Annotated in this window: 13 protein-coding genes and 1 tRNA gene; 10 read left to right on the top strand and 4 right to left on the bottom strand. The window is 37.9% G+C overall.

The window, feature by feature from the left end; translation table 11 throughout:
* Positions 1-16: 16 nt before the first annotated feature.
* The 3 genes from pdhA to ADIARSV_RS14370 form a co-directional block, all read right to left on the bottom strand.
* Positions 17-1,012, bottom strand: coding sequence for a pyruvate dehydrogenase (acetyl-transferring) E1 component subunit alpha (pdhA, locus tag ADIARSV_RS14380; RefSeq protein ID WP_016196307.1), 996 nt, complete (start codon positions 1,010-1,012; stop codon positions 17-19).
* Between the two features lie 155 nt (positions 1,013-1,167).
* On the bottom strand, positions 1,168-2,406 hold the full coding sequence (locus tag ADIARSV_RS14375) for a sensor histidine kinase (protein ID WP_016196305.1): 1,239 nt from the start codon (positions 2,404-2,406) through the stop codon (positions 1,168-1,170).
* Positions 2,407-2,411: 5 nt separating this feature from the next.
* On the bottom strand, positions 2,412-4,532 hold the full coding sequence (locus ADIARSV_RS14370; RefSeq protein WP_016196304.1) for a prolyl oligopeptidase family serine peptidase: 2,121 nt from the start codon (positions 4,530-4,532) through the stop codon (positions 2,412-2,414).
* 126 nt (positions 4,533-4,658) lie between these two features.
* Here ADIARSV_RS14370 and ADIARSV_RS14365 point away from each other — a divergent pair, with 126 nt between their 5' ends.
* The 5 genes from ADIARSV_RS14365 (at position 4,659) to ADIARSV_RS14345 (ending at position 8,897) form a co-directional block, all read left to right on the top strand.
* Complete coding sequence (locus tag ADIARSV_RS14365; RefSeq protein WP_016196303.1) at positions 4,659-5,408, top strand: UDP-2,3-diacylglucosamine diphosphatase; 750 nt, start codon at positions 4,659-4,661, stop codon at positions 5,406-5,408.
* Between the two features lie 148 nt (positions 5,409-5,556).
* Entirely contained in the window at positions 5,557-6,633 is a 1,077-nt protein-coding gene (gene prfA, locus ADIARSV_RS14360) for a peptide chain release factor 1 (protein WP_016196302.1), read from the top strand.
* A gap of 116 nt (positions 6,634-6,749) precedes the next feature.
* Positions 6,750-6,823 (top strand) — tRNA-Asp (locus ADIARSV_RS14355).
* A 459-nt stretch (positions 6,824-7,282) separates the two neighbouring features.
* Positions 7,283-7,903, top strand: a complete 621-nt coding sequence (locus ADIARSV_RS14350) for a DUF6088 family protein (protein ID WP_016196301.1) — start codon at positions 7,283-7,285, stop codon at positions 7,901-7,903.
* On the top strand, positions 7,887-8,897 hold the full coding sequence (locus tag ADIARSV_RS14345; protein WP_016196300.1) for a nucleotidyl transferase AbiEii/AbiGii toxin family protein: 1,011 nt from the start codon (positions 7,887-7,889) through the stop codon (positions 8,895-8,897). Before ADIARSV_RS14350 ends, ADIARSV_RS14345 begins: the two co-directional genes overlap by 17 nt.
* 240 nt (positions 8,898-9,137) lie before the next feature.
* Here ADIARSV_RS14345 and ADIARSV_RS14340 read toward each other — a convergent pair whose 3' ends face one another.
* Positions 9,138-10,994, bottom strand: coding sequence for a sensor histidine kinase (locus ADIARSV_RS14340; RefSeq protein ID WP_016196299.1), 1,857 nt, complete (start codon positions 10,992-10,994; stop codon positions 9,138-9,140).
* Between the two features lie 201 nt (positions 10,995-11,195).
* Between ADIARSV_RS14340 and ADIARSV_RS14335 the strand changes: the two genes are divergently transcribed.
* From ADIARSV_RS14335 to ADIARSV_RS14315, 5 genes are all read left to right on the top strand, one after another.
* Entirely contained in the window at positions 11,196-11,732 is a 537-nt protein-coding gene (locus ADIARSV_RS14335; RefSeq protein ID WP_040300187.1) for a hypothetical protein, read from the top strand.
* Between the two features lie 225 nt (positions 11,733-11,957).
* Complete coding sequence (locus tag ADIARSV_RS14330; RefSeq protein WP_016196297.1) at positions 11,958-12,488, top strand: hypothetical protein; 531 nt, start codon at positions 11,958-11,960, stop codon at positions 12,486-12,488.
* A gap of 124 nt (positions 12,489-12,612) precedes the next feature.
* The gene (locus tag ADIARSV_RS14325; protein ID WP_016196296.1) at positions 12,613-13,425 is read left to right on the top strand and encodes a fimbrial biogenesis chaperone; all 813 of its coding nucleotides are present in this window, start codon (positions 12,613-12,615) and stop codon (positions 13,423-13,425) included.
* A gap of 4 nt (positions 13,426-13,429) precedes the next feature.
* Positions 13,430-14,902, top strand: a complete 1,473-nt coding sequence (locus ADIARSV_RS14320) for a hypothetical protein (protein WP_016196295.1) — start codon at positions 13,430-13,432, stop codon at positions 14,900-14,902.
* A complete protein-coding gene (locus ADIARSV_RS14315) occupies positions 14,899-17,739 on the top strand; it encodes a carboxypeptidase-like regulatory domain-containing protein (RefSeq protein ID WP_016196294.1) in 2,841 nt (946 codons plus the stop codon). Before ADIARSV_RS14320 ends, ADIARSV_RS14315 begins: the two co-directional genes overlap by 4 nt.
* Positions 17,740-18,222 lie beyond the last annotated feature (483 nt).

Below are 18,222 nucleotides of genomic sequence, written 5' to 3'. Positions count from 1 at the left end.
TATTGTCTGACAATTACTAGCTTTTTATAAATGGATAATTCTCCTGAATATATACGTCAGTATAGGCTTCAGAAGGATCAGGCCATGGAGAGTCTTCAGCAAATTTCACTGATTCATCTACAATTGCTTTAACCTTTTTATCGATTTCTTCAAACCAGGCATCATCAGCATAACTATTTTCGACGATAGCTAGTTTAACAACACCAATAGGGTCTTTAGATTTATAACGCTCAAGCTCTTCTTTCGTTCTGTATTTCGCGGGGTCAGACATAGAGTGACCTTTGAAACGGTATGTACGTGCTTCAAGGAAAGTTGGGCCTTCACCGTTACGGGCACGTTGAACTGCTTCATCCATGGCATTGTGCATAGCTACAGGGTCCATACCGTCAACAGGAGCGCAAGGCATATCAAAGCCAAGACCTATTTTATAGATATCTTCCATGTTTGTTGTACGTGCTACTGAAGTACCCATTGCATAACCATTGTTTTCGCAAACAAAGATTACAGGAAGGTTCCAGATCATAGCCATGTTGAAAGTTTCGTTTAATGATCCTTGTCTGACAGCACCATCTCCCATGTAACAAACACAAACGCTGTCGGTACCATTATACATTTCGGCAAAAGCAATACCTGCTCCAAGTGGGATTTGACCACCAACAATTCCGTGTCCGCCAAAGAACTTATGCTCTTTGCTGAATATATGCATTGATCCACCTTTACCTCTGGAGGTTCCGGTAGCCTTTCCATACATTTCGGCCATTACTGCATTTGGAGATACGCCCTTTGCGATTGCATGTGCGTGATCACGGTAAGCCGTAATCATGGAATCTTCAGGTTTTAAAACCGACATGGTACCGGCTACTACAGCTTCCTGTCCGATATATAAATGACAAAAACCTCTGATTTTTTGCTGTCCGTACAGTTGTCCGGTTTTCTCTTCAAACTTGCGCATCAGCAACATCGATTCGTACCAATACAGATAGGTGTCTTTAGTAATTTCTACTGAACTCATTTGTTATAATGTGTTTTTTTTTGGAAAGCAAATCTAATTATAGTTTCCTGAAAAAAGAAAATGTAAGGGCGAAATACGTGTTTGACCTTAAATTTTATGGTAATAATTCCGTGATAGGGGAAAGTACCGCATATAATGATTTTAAAAAGACAATTCTAAGCATCGGCAGGCTCGTATTCGGTACTGCTTTTTAAGACAATGCGAATTGTTGTTGCAATTCCTGGCTCAGAGTCTTTCACATAGATCTGACCTCTGTGATAGTTTTCTACTATTCTTTTAGTCAAAGAAAGTCCTAATCCCCATCCTCTTTTTCGGGTAGTATAACCGGGTTGAAAGATCGTTTCAAACTTTAATCTTGGAATTCCTTTACCACTGTCAATGATATCAATAAAAACCTGTTCTTTGACCAGGTTTTCGATCACCTGGATCTCGATGGTTCCATCACCTTCAATTGCGTTTACCGAATTTTTCATCAGGTTTTCTATGACCCATTCAAACAGGGGGATATTCATGAGTGCTTCTACTTCCTGATCGCCGCTCACCTTAAACTTGATTTTTTTGCTTGTGCGCACTTTGAAATAATCTACATAAGTGCTGATGACGGTGAATACAGGGTGGCTATGCAGATTGGGAGTGGACCCAATTTTAGAAAACCGGTCGGCAACCATTTCTAAACGCTGGACATCATTCTCCATTTCCAGGATCAATGGATCTTCATCTGCATTAAATTTAGATTTGAGCAGTTCTATCCATGCCATCAGGGAAGATATCGGTGTGCCGAGCTGATGGGCGGTTTCCTTAGCAAGACCAACCCATACCAGGTTCTGTTCTGATCTTCGCGAAGAGCTGAATACCGTATAAGCGACCATCAGAAAGATAGCAATAACCATGAGCTGAATGTAAGGGAAGACCCTAAGCTGCGAGAGTAGTTGTGAATCTTTGTAGTAGACAAACCACTTTTGACCGTCTTCTTTAATAATTACAATGGGGATATGTTGCGATTTCATCTCTGCAAGCTGCGTTTTGAAATAGCGGGGATCATGAATTTTTCTGGTAAAAATAGCCGATTCATTTCCACTTTCCTCCACCTGGAAATTTGTCTTTGTACTATCCAGACTTCGCCAGTAAATAATGCTGTCTTGTTCGTTGGTGACAATTGTAGGCATGGATAGACTATCGCGAATGGAGAATATAACGGTTAGGTATTCATCGTTAATATCTTCGATCTCGATGATCTTTTTGAAACTCATGGCCCATACTTCTGCACGGGTACGTTCAGATACAGCAATATTTTTCACCAGGTAATTGGTATACCAGAGGGAGGCTGATGCGATGACAAATGCAAATGCAAGCAGCAGGAATTTCCAGCGTCTTTTCTGTTCGTACGGATTCATGAATATTATTTTACGGCAATTCCCATATTATAGAACATAAAAGCCCATTTATCGGCTTGTTCTGCTATAATCTGAGCGGTTGACTTTCCGGCACCATGTCCGGCTTTTGTTTCAATACGAATAAGTACCGGGTTATTTCCTTTGTGGAATTCCTGTAACCGGGCAGCAAATTTAAAAGAATGGGCTGGAACCACACGATCGTCATGATCAGCAGTTGTAATCAAAGTAGCAGGGTAGGCTGTGCCTTGTTTTAAGGCATGGTATGGAGAATAGTGGATCAGATAATCAAACATCTCTTTAGAGTCTTCTGCTGTTCCGTAATCATATCCCCATCCGGCTCCTGCGGTGAACTTGTTATAGCGCAACATATCGAGCACGCCAACAGCAGGGAAAGCAACCTTGAATAATTCGGGCCTTTGTGTCATGGCAGCACCTACCAGCAATCCTCCATTGGATCCACCAGAGATAGCAAGTTTTGCTGTTGATGTGTATTTGTTGTCAATCAGGTATTGAGCGGCAGCAATAAAATCGTCGAAAACATTTTGCTTCTGCAGTTTTGTTCCTGCAATATGCCATTTTTCGCCATATTCACCTCCTCCACGCAGGTTGGCTACTGCATAAATTCCACCTTGTTCCAGCAGAATAATATTTGAGGTGCTAAATGCTGGGGTTAAACTAATGTTGAAGCCACCATAGCCGTATAACATAGTTGGATTGGTGCCATCCAGTTTAATTCCTTTTTTGTAGGTGATGATCATGGGTACCTTAGTTCCATCCTTTGAAGTATAGAATACCTGTTTGGATTCATACAGGGAAGGATCAAACTGAACGCCGGGTTTCTTGTATAAATCTAATTTTCCGGAGTTCATGGTGTATTTAAATATGGTAGGAGGATACACATAGGAAGTAAAGGTGAAATATAATTCCTTTTCCTCTTTTTTGCTTCCGAAACCAGAGGCGGTACCTACTCCGGGAAGGTCAATGCTCCGCTCTAATTTGCCGTTCATGTCATATTGCATGACCAGTGAGGTTGCGTCTTTGAGGTAGTGCGCAAATAGTTTACCGCCTCCTGTACCCACACTTAATACTTGTTGTGTTTCGGGAATTACATCCTTCCAGTTTTCGACAGCAGGACTACTGAAATCTACTTTAACAACACGATTATTAGGTGCATTCAGGTTGGTTTCGATAAAAAGGGTGTTGCCTTCGTTGTCGAGTACCTGATGTTCATTAGTCATATTAGCCACAATATTGATGATTTTGCCTGCCGGATCCTTAAGATCCTGGAGGTATAATTCATTTCCAGAAGTGGAATTTGCAGCTGTAATGATCAGGAATCGTTGGTCTTCAGTAAGACCAGCACCGATATAACGCCTAGGGGTTGCTGTGCCACCAAAAATAAGTTTATCTTCAGCTTGTGGCGTACCCAGTGTATGGTAATATAATTTATGGTATTGGGTCATTGCGGAAAGCTCACTTGTGCCCTTTGCCTTTTCGTAACTGCTGTAGTAGAATCCTTCATTCCCTTTCCAAGCTATTCCTGAGAATTTGATGTCGATCAAGGTATCACCAACAACACTTTTATCAGCAGTTTTTAAAACGATGACTTTGCGCCAGTCTGATCCACCTTCGGAGATCTGATAGGCGGTCAGACTGCCATCTTTAGTGAAATCCATGCCAGCAAGTGAGGTTGTGCCATCTGTGGAGAATTTATTGGGATCTAGAAATATCTCCGGCTCTTGTCCTTCTTTTTGACGGTAAATAACAGACTGGTTTTGAAGTCCGTCGTTTTTAGAGTAATAAATATAATCCCCTTCCTTAGTTGGTGCGCTTATGCGTTCATAATTCCAAAGCTTTTCAAGACGAGTTTTAATCAGATTGCGGAAGCTTATTTTAGAAAGATAGTCCTGAGTGACTTTATTTTCTTCTTTAACCCATTCTTTAGTTGCTTCTGACCGGTCATTTTCAAGCCAGCGATAAGGATCACTTACAGGGGTGTTGAAATAGGTGTCGGTCGTATTGTCTTTTTCGGTATTTGGATAACTGAGCATTTTTTTACTGTTCGTTTGTGCATATCCAGAATATGAAATTCCAGAAGCAAGGATTAAAATAAAAAGCTTATTCATTAAATCTATTCTATTATGCTTTAATTAAACTCTTAATTGATATGGTATAACGTCAAACTTAGATAAAATGATTTATAAGCCTTATACAGAAATGGCATATAAGTGATTTTTATCGATCTTTATCGCATGTCTTTACGCACAAAAATATACTTCGCATCAGATTTTCATCTTGGTACTGCAGATTATGGAGAAAGCCGGAAAAGAGAGGACCGGATTGTAAGATGGCTTGACTCTATAAAAAATGATGCAAAGGAACTTTACCTGGTAGGAGATGTGTTTGATTTTTGGTTTGAGTATAAATATGTTGTGCCGAAGGGGCATGTTCGTTTTTTAGGTAAGCTGGCGGAGCTTTCAGATCTTGGTGTGCAAATCACGATGTTTAAAGGGAATCATGATATGTGGATGTTTGGCTATCTGACTCAGGAAATGAATGTGAAGATTGTATCGGATGAGCTGGTTATTGAGCGAGATGAAAAGAAGTTTTATATTCATCATGGTGATGGGCTTGGTCCGGGCGACAATAAATACAAGTTTCTTAAAAAGTTTTTCAGGAGTGGTCTCTGTCAGTGGCTGTTTGGCTGGCTTCATCCTAATTTAGGAATTGGAATTGCGGGTGCCTGGTCAGGACATAGTCGCATTGCCGGCGCTAAACTGGAAACGTTTCAAACCGAACAACATGAATGGCTGGTTATTTACAGTAAGGAAAAATTAAAGGAGGAGCACTTCGATTATTTTATTTTTGGACATCGTCATCTTCCGTTGGATATTGAGTTGAGTCATTCCAGTAGGTATATCAACCTCGGGGAATGGATGAATTATAATAGTTATGCGGTGTTTGATGAGGAGGGATTGGCACTTAGATACTTTGAAAAGTAAAGGTATTCATCAGGCAGGTTATTTATTTAGCTAAAAAGCATTATTTTTGGATTCTTAAACTAGGGATAATATTTATTTACCTGATGTTTATTGAATATTACTGTGTTTGGTGCTGTGAATTATCAAACGCAAGTTTTTAAATCAGAACATGTTAGACAAATTAGAAGCCATAAAACTTCGTTGGGAAGAAGTAGAAAGAGAATTGAGCGACCCTGCTACCATGAACGACATGAAGCGATACGCTCAGTTGAACAAGGAATATAAGGATCTTGGGAAGATTGTTGACGAGTATAAAATCTATAAAAATGTAGTATCAAATATTGATGCGAACAAGGAGATCTTGTCTACTGAGAAGGATGATGAGATGCGTGAAATGGCGAAGATGGAAATGGATGAGCTTTTGGAAAAGAAAGATGAGATGGAAAGCCAGATTCGTTTGATGCTTATTCCGAAAGATCCTGAGGATGCTAAGAATGCGGTAATTGAAATACGAGGAGGAACAGGAGGGGATGAGGCAGCTCTGTTCGCTGGCGACTTATATAGAATGTATACCCGGTTCTTTGAAAAGAAAGGCTGGAAGGTGGAAACCATGGATGTTACTGAAGGTACAGCAGGTGGATATAAGGAAGTAATTTTAAAGGTTACGGGGGAAGAGGTATACGGTCAGCTTAAATATGAATCAGGCGTACATCGTGTTCAGCGTGTTCCTGATACTGAAACTCAGGGACGTGTGCATACTTCAGCTGCGTCTGTAGCGGTGCTTGCGGAAGTAGAAGAGGTAGATTTCTATTTGAATCCTGCGGATGTAGATATGCAGACGTCACGTTCAGGTGGTGCTGGTGGGCAGAATGTGAATAAGGTAGAAACGAAGGTTCAGTTGACACATAGGCCATCAGGAATGGTAGTGGTATGTCAGGTTGAACGTTCACAGTTTGGTAACAGGGCGCTGGCGATGGAAATGCTAAGAAGTCGCTTATATGACATTGAAGTGCAAAAGCAGACTGGAGATATTGCTGCAAAGCGTAAGACGATGGTTTCTACTGGAGATCGTTCCGCTAAGATCAGAACGTATAATTATCCTCAGGGTAGGGTTACAGAACACCGGATAGGGTTAACCATGTACAATCTTCCGGCTATAATGGATGGGGATATTCAGGAAATTATTGATGCGTTACAGTTTGCTGAGAACGCGGAGAAGATGAAGGAAGGGTCGGTTGCTTCTTAAATTAGAGGCAATTTGAAATTTATATGCCTGTGTTTCAATAGCCTCTCAAGTATTTCTAAATATATGTTGGTAATACGAATAATGAAGCTATATTTGCAAACCCAAAAGGGAATAACGGTTCGGTAGTTCAGCTGGTTAGAATACATGCCTGTCACGCATGGGGTCGCGGGTTCGAGTCCCGTCCGGACCGCTCGAAAGAGTTAAATCAGATTAAAGGAGGTTTTTATACCTCCTTTTTTTATGCCCTAAGGCGTTTTTTCATAAAACGAGATATAGGGAAATTTTATAAAATAAGCGAAAAAGAACCCCATATCAAGCATACACCAGCCATTATTTTTGAATGTTAAAATTATATCGTTGAATTAGTCTTTTGAGCTTTTCAGCAAACCCTATTTAGATTCTACCTATTTCCAGAATCCTGATAGTTTGGAACGTACTGTTCATATGGAGGAAATGAAAGCAATGAATATAGAAATGGCTAGACGTTCCGCAGAAGAAAAGCGAGGAAACATCTGAAAAGTTTACAACAGTAAACGATCGATTTTTTAACATTTATTATTCAAGGCTCAGCAGCATAAGTGGGATACAACTTTTGTTAAATGATTACGAAAGTTAATAAATATGTCACATTTTTACATAAATTTGTGACATGAAATCTGTGCAACAGGAAATATCAGGTCAAATAAGTGCCTTTCAGCCAGGTACTATCGTGTTTCCAACGGAGTTTCGGGGTGTTGGTACAGACGATGCAGTGAGGCAAGCTTTATCGAGATTAGCTAAAGAAGATAAGATCGAAAGGTTAGCCCATGGCATTTATTTCCTTCCTAAAATACATCCTACCTTTGGCAAGCTGTACCCTTCTATGGAAGAAGTAGCTGAAGCAGTAGCGGCACATGAACATATGCGTATTCGCCCGGCAGGTGCTTATGCTTTGAATAAATTAGGATTATCAACCCAAGTACCCGCCAGGTTGGTATATATCACCGATGGGCAGGCCAGGCAGATCAAGATCGGGAAAGGCGGTATTAAGTTTAAACCCGTAACGCCAAAGAAATTCGGAATGAAAGGACCGATCAGCAGTTTATTAATCCAAGGACTAGAAGAAATGAATACCAGTCAGGTCACACTTGCTATGGAAGACCGTATTAAAGATCTACTGAGCCAGGAAACCCCTGATAATTTGAATTATGACCTCAAACTTGCTCCGGCTCGCATCAGTGATTATATTATTAAACTATTAAAATATCCCTTAAATGGTCGAGTGGCTTAAATTGTCAGATGAAGATCGCCTGATATCCATCCAACAGGCAGCCAGCAGGAGCGGGATGTCCACTAAAGTAATTGAAAAAGATTGGTGGGTAACGCTCGTAATGAAAGCCGTATTCCAAAGCGAATTTGCACCATATCTATCTTTCAAAGGCGGAACCTCACTAAGTAAAGGATGGAACCTCATCGACCGGTTTTCAGAAGACATAGATTTGGCTATAGAAAGAAGTTTTCTAGGATTCGAGGAAGGTCTCAGTAAAAGCGCCGTTAAGAAATTAAAGCGAGTAGCATCTAAATTTACCTCTACTGTATTAAAGGTGGCGCTTGAAAAAGAATTGGCAAATTTGGGTGTACCTGACGGGACAATAACTGTTTCATCTGACCCTTTAAATCCAAAACTACCGGATACGGATCCGCAGATTCTGAGGATAGCCTATCATTCTCTGCTTGATCCAGTGTCCTATATAGCTGATAGCGTAAAGCTGGAAGTAAGTGCCCGTTCATTAAATGAACCTGCGGTAGAACGTCCCATACAGTCGCTTCTAGGTGAATATATGCCAGGTTTTCCATGGTCTGGTGAAAGCTTTCCTGTAGCTACTGTTGAGCCCAAACGGACATTTTTAGAAAAAATATTTTTGCTTCACGAAGAATTTTTGCGGCCAACCGACCGTATTGTTTACGAACGCATGTCCAGGCACCTCTATGACCTGGAACGAATGATAGATACGGAACATGCGGCAAGCGCTTTAGCGGACTATGAATATTACACCTCCATCGTGGAGCATCGGCGTCATTTAATATTTAAAACCGGAGTGGATTATGATACGCACCATCCTTCGACGATTAATTTTATTCCACCCATCGGTATTATAGAAGCTTTCAACAGGGACTACACATTAATGCAGGAGCAAATGATCTATGATGTAAATAGTATGGATTTTGCTACCATTATTGCCCGTTTAAACGCTTTACTTGAAAGAATCAGGCATATTATATAGACCTCATTGTTAATTTTGAAAATATGGCGAAGCTTTTTTACAGTATAAAGTATAATAAGAGCTCGTTAAATCTATTATCTCAGTTTGCCACCACAAAAAGAACCCCGAATATATAAAAAGTGCGTTTGATATCATTTTAAAGCTATTTTTCGAGTCCCGTCCGGACCGCTCGAAAGAGTTAAATCAGATTAAAGGAGGTATAAAAACCTCCTTTTTTTATGCCTTTTTTTAGCTTCTTTACTAGGTTTGTGGTAATGTGAAGTAAAAGGTAGTGCCAAATCCAAATTTACTTTCGAGCCATAACTTACCTCCATTGAGTTCGACAAATTCTTTACAAAGGACGAGCCCTAGACCTGTACCTTTTTCATCTGCTGTTCCTGGAGTAGAGAAGTTACTATCCACTTTAAGTATTCGTTCCTGGTTTACATCTTCAATTCCTATTCCTGAGTCCTGAATCGAAAATAGGACGTGAGCGGAATAATTCTCTGCTTTTAAGATGATGTAGCTATCGGGGTAACTGAATTTTATGGCGTTTGATATTATATTCCTAAATATGGTTCCTGCCATCTGACGGTCCGCAAACACAGTACTGGTTGCCAATTGTGATACCCTGATGTTAATTCCTTTCGATATAGCCATGGATCCACCTATGCTTTTTGCCTGATCTAATAGGTCTGCTATATTAATGAACTCCGGCTGAGGCTTAAGGATTCCTGTTTGTACTCGTGACCAATTTAACAGGTTTTCCAGAAGAGAGTAAGCATTCTTTGCTGTCTCGTTCATGCGGAAGGCCATATGTTGAATTTTTTCAGCATTTAATTTCTCTGCATTTTTATAAATAAGTTCACTAAAAGATAATAGGGATGTAAATGGGTTTTTAAGGTCATGTGCTATAATGGAGAAGAATTTGTCCTTGGTCGCATTTAAATCCTGAAGTTGTTGCTCTGTATTCTTTTGCTTGGTGATGTCGTGACATATTACGAGATATGTTTTGTCCTCCGTGTGGGTGTGATATTCGGGTATTGCTTGTACCGAGTAGATATAAATTAGGCCATCTTTTTCCAGATTGATGTTGATCTCCTGGATGTGGCCTGTTGAGGTTGATTGTAACAGCGTTTCTTTAAGTGCATCTTTAAGTGTTTTAGGTATGTCCAGATGATTTAAATCGACATTGGTAATAACAGTAGGTTTGTTCTCTGCGAACTTAGTTACAGCTAAATTGGCATAGATGCAGTTGAAATGTTGATCAAACCTTAAGATTAAACCTGGTAAATTTTCAGCCAATGTTCTGTATTTCTCCTCATTATCTTTTAGGTTTTTAAAAATCAAGGTTGTTGGTCTGATAAATCCGGTTTGGATATTAGCTTTATAGATCATAAAGAAGGCTACAAGTTTGGCATAATGTCCTAGCTCATTGATCAGGCTGTAATTGTAAATATATAGTGTGAAGCAAAACTCACTCAAAATGGTGAAGATTAGGGAGATGGTCAGTAGTTTGAAAACGGATTCACTAAAGTGTGCCCGCTTTTTGTATAAAAGATAGCTAGCTAAAAAAAGAATGACAATGATGATGTATTCAGCATAAATCTTAAACTCGGTTTGTCCAGATCCTTCAATAAAACACAAAGGGAAAATATGCCAATATAATATGGATAGAATTATTAAAATGCTGATTATTAGGTAGCTTAGAAATATAAGGTCCGCATTTAATCTTTTTCTGCTATTTAAGAACCAGAAGCCTGCTACAAATGTCATTGCCTCCAATAGTCGGGTAGCTACCCAAAACTGATTTGCATAAAAGACGGGACTAACAATAATGTTCATCCCTGTGAATGTAAGCGTGTGGAGAAGGTCTAATGCGCCAATAAAAAGGTAAGATATCCCTACGAAAAATAAATAGTTATTATCCAGCATTTTGCGGGAGTTCCATGTTATGATGAAGACGGCAAATGCGATTACTATAGAGAAGAGTTCGACGATGGTATGGAAAAGCAAATAGCTTTGTTGGAGGCTGAAGTAAAATACTAGGGACAGAATAATTGCAGCAAAGATATTTCTATGATTGTTATTTAAGCTTGGGGAGTATGGTGTTTTCAACAGATGAACAAGTAAGATTTAAAGATAATAAAAAATTACCATGACCTAATTTAGAGTAGGATAAATGAGGAGTATATTTTTGAGAAGTGAAATTTAAGGAAATGGTGTTTAATATTGTATTAATTCCCTATTTTGCACAATGGGGAATTAATTCCTCAAGGATATGTAAACAATTTATACACGGGCTTAGTTATTTAATTTATGAAAAAGATTATCCTCTGCTTAGTTTTATTGTTAGGAGGGCTGTTTTTCAGCAGAGCCAAAGCTCAGGATGCAAACCTGACTGTAAGTTTAGCGGCACTTCAAAGTATTAAGCTTAATACGGCTACTATAAATATCAACTTTTTAACAGAGGCTGACTATGCAAACGGAAAAAGTTCAGGAGTAATAGCAGATCAGATAGAGGTTTTTAGTACAGGTTTATTTACTGTTTCGGTAACGGCAAGTGGTCCATTATCAGCTGGGGATTCGAAAAATGATATTCCTTTATCAGCTCTTACTTTAACACCTACTTTAGGTAGTTCGTTCAGTACAATGACCCAGCAGCTTTATAACACTATTGCTGGTACCCTTTATAAAGATGTTCCTAAGGCTTTGATAAAGACATCAAGTGGTACTTTCAATGCGAAGTTTTCTGTTAACTATGGGATATTACCAGGTGTTGGCAGTGTTAATTTGTTAAATAGGCCTGTGGGAGATTACACAACAACTTTAACGTATACTATTTCGCCGGATTGATAAACATTAGTTGGTTTTGGGTAATTGGTTCAAGAGGGCATGGGAAATAACGAGAAATATCAGTGTGCAATAATGGGAATTTAATTCTCATTATTGCACACTTGGGGAATAGGTTGCCCATGTGTGAAAAGTTTATTCCCCTTTAATCCCACATTTGTCATGATTTTGTAAATGGACCGTAGTTTGATTATATGATCAGTAATAAACAGTATCATATAAAGATTCATGAAAAAAAACTTATTATTCGTCGCTATATTACTTGCAGGAGTATCTTTTAATAAAGCTAACGCTCAAAATGCAACCTTAACTTTAAACCTAGCAGCACTTCAAAGTATTAAGATCAATACTGTAGCTGTAAATATCGATTTTGCAACTGCAGCTGACTATACAAACGGAAAAAGCTCTGGTGCAATAGCGGATCAGATAGAGATTGTAAGCACAGGTATATTTACCGTTTCAGTGGCGGCAAGTGGTCCCTTATCAACTGGAACGGCTATAAATGATATCCCATTATCTGCGCTTACTCTTACTCCTACTTTAGCTAGTTCATCTACTACAATAGTTCCTACTTTAAATGTTGTTACAACATTAGCTCCTGCAGTTCCTAAAGCTTTTATAAAATCAGCAGTTGGTACTTCAAATGCGAAGTTTTCTGTTAATTATGGAATATCTCCAGGTGTTGGTAGTGTCAACTTATTGAACAGACCAGCAGGAGCTTATAAAACGACAGTTACTTATACTATTGCACCTAATTAATAGGCTAATCTTATTAATTTCAGGTTTCATTATAACTTGAAAATTGCAAAAACTCTTGGCTTTAATCGGGCAAGAGTTTTTGCGGTTCTTAAGGTCTTTGCATTTATTCAAAATTCTCTATATCATGAAGTTTTCATGCTTCTTTAAATCTATCATCCCCTTAATTTTAATAGGTCTGCAAGGCTTTGCTCAAGCAGGCATTACCGCAAGTCCTTCGAAAATATACTATCGTTTACCTGTAGGTGGTACAAGTACCCAAAAAGTTTCTGTGATCAACCCGATAGGCAAAAACCTGGAGGTAGGAGTATCATTAGGCGATTGGGATTATGATACTTTAGGAACTAACAATTTACATGACCCCGCAACACTAAAAACTTCATGTGCAAATTGGGTAAAAGTGCTACCAGGATCTTATTTTACGCTATTGCCCGAAGAACAAAAAGAGTTAACAATTGAACTTACGGTACCCATTACAGCAGATAAAAATATTCCTGTTCATACAGCTATGTTATACTTTACACAACTAAATCCGGTTGATAGTAAGAGTGAAAATGGGGCATCTATAAAAGTAAGTGTCAGGATGGGAATAAAGATCTACCATAGTTTTACACAAGCGGATGAACGAAATGTTGAGGTAATCAATTTTACGGATAAGAAAAAGGTAAAGTTAGGCTCGAATGGATTGCTGGAATTGAAGATTGAAAATACGGGAAAAATTTGGCTTGATGGTAAGGTGATGTGGGAATTGTTGAACATCCAAAACGGTGAGAAGATTAAAATGGAAAATGTTCCTTTCCTATCGTTACCAGGGGATAAGACAACTTTAGTAATGGAGTTGCCTGCTAATTTAAAGAAAGGACATTATTCTGCAACAGCGATAGTTAACTATGGCAACAAAGATGAATTAAAGGTTGTGGAATTAGAGTTTGAAACTTAATCTTATGAAAATTCCCTTAATTTTTATAGTTGTTGTTTTTATAAGTATAACAAAGGTAAGTGGTCAGACTATGAGTGCTAGTGAAGCATATAGTGCTCCACTGGCTACTTATGAAGCAGTAATGGCCGGGATCACACTCGACAATCATCTTACTGTTGTTACTAATTTTGAAGGGGGGATGAATATTCCCGCAGGTTGGACACTAAAGGTTCGTGCTAATGGAAACTTTACAAACGGAATTAACACTATACCTTTACAATATGTATCGTTAAAATTTAGAGGTGTGGAAGGGATTCAAGGGGTTTCAGGTTCTCAGGTTCCGCTTACAAATGACGATGTCAACCTAATTTCCACTACAGGAGCTATAACATCTCCTCCGGCATATTATGTGCCTTTTAAGTTCGATATGATTGTTCAAGGGGGAGCGCACCTTATGGTTCCCACGCCTGGAACTTATAGAACCACATTAACTATTTCGTTATGTAATAGTGCTGGTGCTCCGATTACTTCATTATATTCAGTTCCCCTTTCATTTACTATCAATTATGATAACACCTGTTCGGGTACAACCATTGGCAACATTTATTCAACCTCCTATAATTTTGATGCTTACAGCAAACTTCAGACGGGAGCAACGGTAACTGAAGGTATTACAATCCCTTACTCCTCTAACGGAACAAATTGCCGGGGTTGGAGTTTAAAGGTAAAAGCAAATGGAAATTTTGTAAATGGTAGTAGTTCAGTACCAGTTCAAAATGTGTCATTGAGATTTAATCGGGTTCCCGATGGTTCGTCAACCAATGCACAAATAGGTGCCTCTAGCAATCCTATAGCTTTAAGTATGTCTGATGTTATTCTTATCAACCAATCCAATGCACCATTTGGCTATAGTGTAGCTCATACATTTGATATGATCATAGCAGGGGGCGGTGCTTTATCGGCGGCGACAACTCAGGGTACATATTCTTGCCCTCTTATATTTACCCTTTATAACCAGAATGGACAGCTAATATCAACCAAAAATGTGTCTGTCAGTTTTCAGATTACTTATGCAAATAGCACCAGCTATACACTTACATTATTTGATCCAAGTGTTTCATTTGGATATAGTAGCATTTCTAATTATCTAAATGGAATGTCGGTAGCTAAAAAAAACGGACTAAAAATAGTTGGTTATACTGCCTATCAGGTAATTGTGAAAACAGTGGGGCCAAACCTTATTAACGGGGCAAATACGCTCCCAGTTTCAATAATTAAACTGCAGAATGCCTCCTCTACCAATAAACCTGGAATTACTTCCACAAACGTAAGTCTATCTGCGAATGATCAGGTTATTATTGTCAATAATTTAACCGATCACACGTATCAAACCGTTGAGTATAATTTAGAATATTTGATAGAAGCCAACAGTGCCATAACTACTGCACCAAGTGGAACGTACACAACACAGGTGGTTTTTGTCATACTTCCTAAGTGATAATTTCTAAAGATATATTTTCTGTTTATCGTATATATAAAACTTGTATTGTCGTATTTCTTGTGGTTTTCTCCTTCCATGCTAAGGCACAGCAATCCGAAAAAAAGATTGATTTCATTCTTTCACAGAAGGAGATTGAGGTTACAGGTAATGATTTAACAAACATTGTTTTAAAAGTAATAAATAGAGGAAACGTTGCTTTAGATGCTCGTGTAAGGATTGTGGCAGATAAATCCATGCAACTTCTTTCAAAAGAGAATAGGAAGGTTAATTTACAGCCAGGAGATAGTCTCTTTATTCCTGTTAAATTTTTAATGACAGATAAACATATTGCTGGGTTGGATTACAAAGTTAATTTTTACTTAGAAGATGGCAAAGGGCTCTTAAAGCAGGATACGTGCATAATAAGGATAGGGGTAAAAAAGAATGTGACGATGACTGCCCTGATATCTACCATCATTTTAAATGGTCTAAATGATTCAATTAATATTCCTCTTCGGATAGCCAATGAGGGTAATACCATTCAGAAAATATCAATTGTCCCAACTTTTCCTTCAACTTCACAGGGTAGTGGCTTCCATAGCACTATACAACTTATACTACCCGCATTTAAGGATACCCTGATTTATATCCATAAGCCTATCACCAGAGAAATACTCCAGTCTGAGTCCTATACTATTAATATCTTAGGAATTTACTTTAACGGGGATCTTTTCGGACAAAGCAACGTAGATGTACAGGTTTTAAAAAGTGTTCGTAAGCGGAATTTCGATCCGGAAATCACTCCATACAGAGGGAATTACAATAATAGTATTTCCTTAACAGCACAAAATTTTTTAAATGAATATGCTGCTTATGAACTTGCGGGTGGAGGAGTGGTTGATTTTCCAGGAGCAAGAATGGGGTATAATATCGATGCAACGGTATTTCAAAATGATCCTAACCATCCTAATCTCCGAAATACCTTCCTTAGTTTTGAAGGTCACAATACAGGTCTAACGGTTGGAAATATTTCGCGTAATTTTGATCTTAACTTGACTGGTCGCGGAGCAACGGCCTTTCTTGCAGATACTGCAAGGAAGAGTAATTATGAGGTTGGATATATAGATAATTTATCAAATTTAATTTCAAATTCAGGTAATCTCATTTATGATTCTGGTCGTTCGGCTTGGGGTAAATTCGAACACACAGGCAAATCATTAGTCTTCCAAACTACTGCCATATATAATAGGGATCCTTATATGTTGGTTGACAATGTTTTAATTATTAATGATTTTTCCTGGATAACAAGTAAGAAAAATCGTTTGTCTGCCACATTCAATGCTGGTAGTACTGATGGATTTACTGATTCTACTAAGAAGAAATCGGGCTTTCTTGCAGGACTTAATGCGGATTGGAAAATAAAGGGCCTGCTTTTGAATAGTTCAAATTTAGTGAGCAGTGGTTATTATCCTGGCAGTAGAAAAGGGTCTTCTATTTTTACAGAGCGACTGTCCTATTATTCAAAGCGTGTTAACCTGTGGGCTGGTTTCAACTACTTCAATTATCATCCAGGCTCTTTACCAGGCAATATATATTCAACTAAATATGGCTCTTCAAAATCTGAAATAGGTGTCTCAAAAATATTTGGTAATCTTTCTTTTTTATTATCGCCGTTATATCAAACAGAAATGGGACAGTATTCTCTTGTTCTAAATAGTTACAGCCAGGAAAAAATAGAATCGTTACGTTTAGTGACTCAAATGAACTATTCAAATCGGGTTACTAAGCAATCGCTTTTCCTTAATTTGGAAAGTGGGGTGGCACATAATTCCTTCAACGATAAAGATCAATTTCAATTAAAAGTCAGTGGGAATTATAGATATGGGCCATTTAATCTAAATGCCAATCTGCAGTATGGGAATTTCTATCTTGGTGAAGCATTTAACAGTTACACCAAACAAATCGGTAATTTCAGCAACATTAATATAGTTCCAGGAATACAAAAAAAACTATTTAAGAATAAAATGATAGTGGATGCCGGGATATCCTATAGTAAGAGTAGCACCACTGGGAAGAGCTGGTTGCTTACAGGCAGAACGGAATATCAATTGTCCTCGGGGACACAATGTTTTGCCTCATTAGCAGGAAGTCAATATGCTTTTAATGAGTATAAATATACTAGTAATAATTTACAGCTTGGAATTACACAAAAGATTGCTAACGCACGATTGGGAAAAAACCTCAACACATTGGACGTTTTTGTATATAGGGATCAAAATCAAAATGGTCAATATGATAAAGGAGATATAAATGCATTCCAGCAATTAATATATATAAATGGAATTGCATTTATTACGAATAAAGAAGGTGTGGTCACGTACAAAAATTTGAAAGAAAGTATTTATTCAATATCTATACCTACATCGGGTAACTGGTATTCTTCGGACCAGCAGATTCTATTAAATCAGAAACATATCAGGCTAGAGATTCCCTTAAGTAAAACAGCAACTCTCAAAGGCAAGATAAAGTATGTTTTTAATGAGTTCAGCTACGAAATAAAAAAAGCACAGCTAGGTATCACCATAGAAGCCAGCGATGAGAGAGGTAGAATTACCAGAACTAAAACTGATGATATAGGGCAATTTGTTTTTTACTTACCGGTAGGGAATTACACGATATCAGTTGCATCTAATGAATTACAAGAAGAGGTGACATGTAGCAATAATAATCAGGATGTTTTGGTCGTTCAGAAAAAAATTGAAAATTTAAATTTTGAATTAAGTATAAAAGGAAGAAAGGTAGAAACAAAAAAGTTTGTTTCACCATCAATATTAAAATCTAACATCAAAAATTAAAAAACCTTTAAAATATGTACTATCATTTTAAACCGCACAACGGGTTAAAACCTATCATTTTATTTAGTTAACCTCCTTTACTATTAGTTAATAGGAAATGACTATATAATACATGTAGTAACATTAGATGTTGTCATACGATACTAATAACACTAATTGGGGAATTTTGTTCGCTTTATGTGTATTATTTTACATATTTACGCAATTATTTTTCTCAAAGTGATCTGCGTCACATTTTATAATTAGCTAAATTATTAAAATTGTTACATTATGGATCTTATCGACGAATACCCTAAACTTCACAATGAAAAAACCTCCTATCTTTTAGAAGAAGAGGATTGTGTTCCACTAACTAAGAAGGAGAAAGTTTTAATCTGGACATGTATTTTATGTGCACAGGTAGCCTTAGGTTTGATAATATATTTCGTTTTTTTAGCTGGATAATATAGTAAAAGATTCAATCATAGGCTTGTTCCTAAATCT

The organism is Arcticibacter svalbardensis MN12-7 (assembly GCF_000403135.1).
In the GTDB taxonomy this organism is placed as follows: domain Bacteria; phylum Bacteroidota; class Bacteroidia; order Sphingobacteriales; family Sphingobacteriaceae; genus Arcticibacter; species Arcticibacter svalbardensis.
Note: the sequence above shows the minus strand (reverse complement) of the source record. Positions and strands in the feature narration are given on the sequence as shown.

Excerpts from the sequence above, each read along its gene's own strand:
- ADIARSV_RS14330 (WP_016196297.1), top strand. The coding sequence starts at position 11,958 with ATGAAAAAAAACTTATTATTCGTCGCTATATTACTTGCAGGAGTATCT.
- ADIARSV_RS14375 (WP_016196305.1), bottom strand. The coding sequence starts at position 2,406 with ATGAATCCGTACGAACAGAAAAGACGCTGGAAATTCCTGCTGCTTGCA.
- ADIARSV_RS14345 (WP_016196300.1), top strand. The coding sequence starts at position 7,887 with ATGGTCGAGTGGCTTAAATTGTCAGATGAAGATCGCCTGATATCCATC.
- pdhA (WP_016196307.1), bottom strand. The coding sequence starts at position 1,012 with ATGAGTTCAGTAGAAATTACTAAAGACACCTATCTGTATTGGTACGAA.
- ADIARSV_RS14325 (WP_016196296.1), top strand. The coding sequence starts at position 12,613 with ATGAAGTTTTCATGCTTCTTTAAATCTATCATCCCCTTAATTTTAATA.
- ADIARSV_RS14370 (WP_016196304.1), bottom strand. The coding sequence starts at position 4,532 with ATGAATAAGCTTTTTATTTTAATCCTTGCTTCTGGAATTTCATATTCT.
- ADIARSV_RS14320 (WP_016196295.1), top strand. The coding sequence starts at position 13,430 with ATGAAAATTCCCTTAATTTTTATAGTTGTTGTTTTTATAAGTATAACA.
- prfA (WP_016196302.1), top strand. The coding sequence starts at position 5,557 with ATGTTAGACAAATTAGAAGCCATAAAACTTCGTTGGGAAGAAGTAGAA.
- ADIARSV_RS14350 (WP_016196301.1), top strand. The coding sequence starts at position 7,283 with ATGAAATCTGTGCAACAGGAAATATCAGGTCAAATAAGTGCCTTTCAG.
- ADIARSV_RS14365 (WP_016196303.1), top strand. The coding sequence starts at position 4,659 with ATGTCTTTACGCACAAAAATATACTTCGCATCAGATTTTCATCTTGGT.
- ADIARSV_RS14335 (WP_040300187.1), top strand. The coding sequence starts at position 11,196 with ATGAAAAAGATTATCCTCTGCTTAGTTTTATTGTTAGGAGGGCTGTTT.